At 44.6% G+C, this 1,434-nt stretch carries 3 protein-coding genes; 1 reads left to right on the top strand and 2 read right to left on the bottom strand.

Going from position 1 to position 1,434, the window contains the following annotated elements; genetic code table 11:
- Nucleotides 1–565, top strand: a 565-nt coding sequence (locus tag ACLNCN_RS04775) for an ABC transporter substrate-binding protein (RefSeq protein ID WP_424844739.1), incomplete at its 5' end; no start/stop codon positions are given.
- 111 nt (nt 566–676) lie between these two features.
- Here the strand turns inward: ACLNCN_RS04775 and yidD are convergent.
- Together yidD and ACLNCN_RS04765 are read right to left on the bottom strand one after the other, a co-directional pair.
- Nucleotides 677–919, bottom strand: a complete 243-nt coding sequence (gene yidD, locus ACLNCN_RS04770) for a membrane protein insertion efficiency factor YidD (protein ID WP_000821624.1) — start codon at nt 917–919, stop codon at nt 677–679.
- A partial coding sequence (locus ACLNCN_RS04765; protein ID WP_424844738.1) for a pseudouridine synthase occupies nt 919–1,434 on the bottom strand: 516 nt, incomplete at its 5' end. The genes ACLNCN_RS04765 and yidD, both read right to left, overlap by 1 nt.

Here is a 1,434-nt window from a genome sequence, read left to right as displayed (position 1 = left end):
CAACGAAATCGCTCCGACTGTTCTCTTCCAAGCAGGCAAAGATGACTACTGGACTTCTACCAAGGCTAATATCGAATCCCTAGCAAGCGCCTTTGGTGAAACTGGTACACAGAAAGCCAAGGAAGAATTGGCCAAGCTAGACAAGAGCATACAAGAAGTCGCTACTAAAAATGAAAGTTCTGACAAAAAAGCCCTTGCTATCCTCCTCAACGAAGGGAAAATGGCTGCCTTTGGTGCCCAATCTCGTTTCTCTTTCTTGTACCAAACCTTGAAATTCAAGCCAACAGATACTCAATTTGAAGACTCTCGCCACGGACAAGAAGTCAGCTTTGAAAGTGTCAAAGAAATCAATCCTGACATCCTTTTTGTCATCAACCGTACCCTTGCCATCGGTGGGGACAACTCAAGCAACGACGGCGTCCTAGAAAATGCCCTCATCGCTGAAACTCCTGCCGCTAAAAATGGTAAAATTATCCAACTCACACCAGACCTCTGGTATCTAAGCGGAGGCGGTCTTGAATCAACAAAACTCATGATTGAAGACGCACAAAAAGCCTTGAAATAAGCAACTTCAAACTCAACTAACATCTTTACATGATAAAACGCATCCTATCAGACTCACTCAAACCTGATAGGATGCGTTTTTATCATTTCACTAAAATATTTTTACCCATCCTCATTTTTCTTCTTGATTCCGTTTGAGTGAAAAGTGGTCTGGGACGGGGTCCTTACCTGTTTTCGACCAGGGATGGCAACGTAAAATCCGTGCCAAGCCCATCAAGACACCCTTAAAGCCATGTTTCTCAATAGCCTGAATCATGTAGTTGGAACAAGTCGGCTCAAAGCGACAAGAGGGTGGAAAGGCTGGTGAGATAAACCGTTGGTAAAAGCGCACAGGCGCTATTAAAATTCGTTTCATTATTTCTTGGTTACAGCCATGGTGTGTAGTTGGCTGATTTCTTTTTTATTAAGACGACGGGATTCTCCTGGACGGAGTCCTGTCAAGTCTAGATGTCCAAAACGAGTCCGAGACAACTTGTCCACTTGGAGACCGACAGCTTCAAACATCTTTTTAACCTGGTGGTTACGCCCTTCATGGATAGTCAACTGCACCACAGAGCGATTTTTGACTGGATCCACTTTAAGAATCTCATAGACAGCCGGCTTGGTTTTCTTACCATCAATCTCAAGTCCACGGGTCAAGGGGCGGAGATTATCCTTATTGGCCACACCTTTAACACGCGCGACATAAACCTTGTCAATCTCATTACGAGGGTGAATCATTTCATCCGTAAAATCTCCATCATTGGTCAAAATCAAGACTCCTGATGTATCCCAGTCCAAACGACCTACAGGGTAGATACGCTCTTTCACGTTGGGCAAGAGGTCAACAACAGTCTTGCGGCCCTTGTCATCTGTCACACTGGAAATGAC

It is taken from the genome of Streptococcus sp. CL8.13, assembly GCF_049737895.1.
Note: the sequence above shows the minus strand (reverse complement) of the source record. Positions and strands in the feature narration are given on the sequence as shown.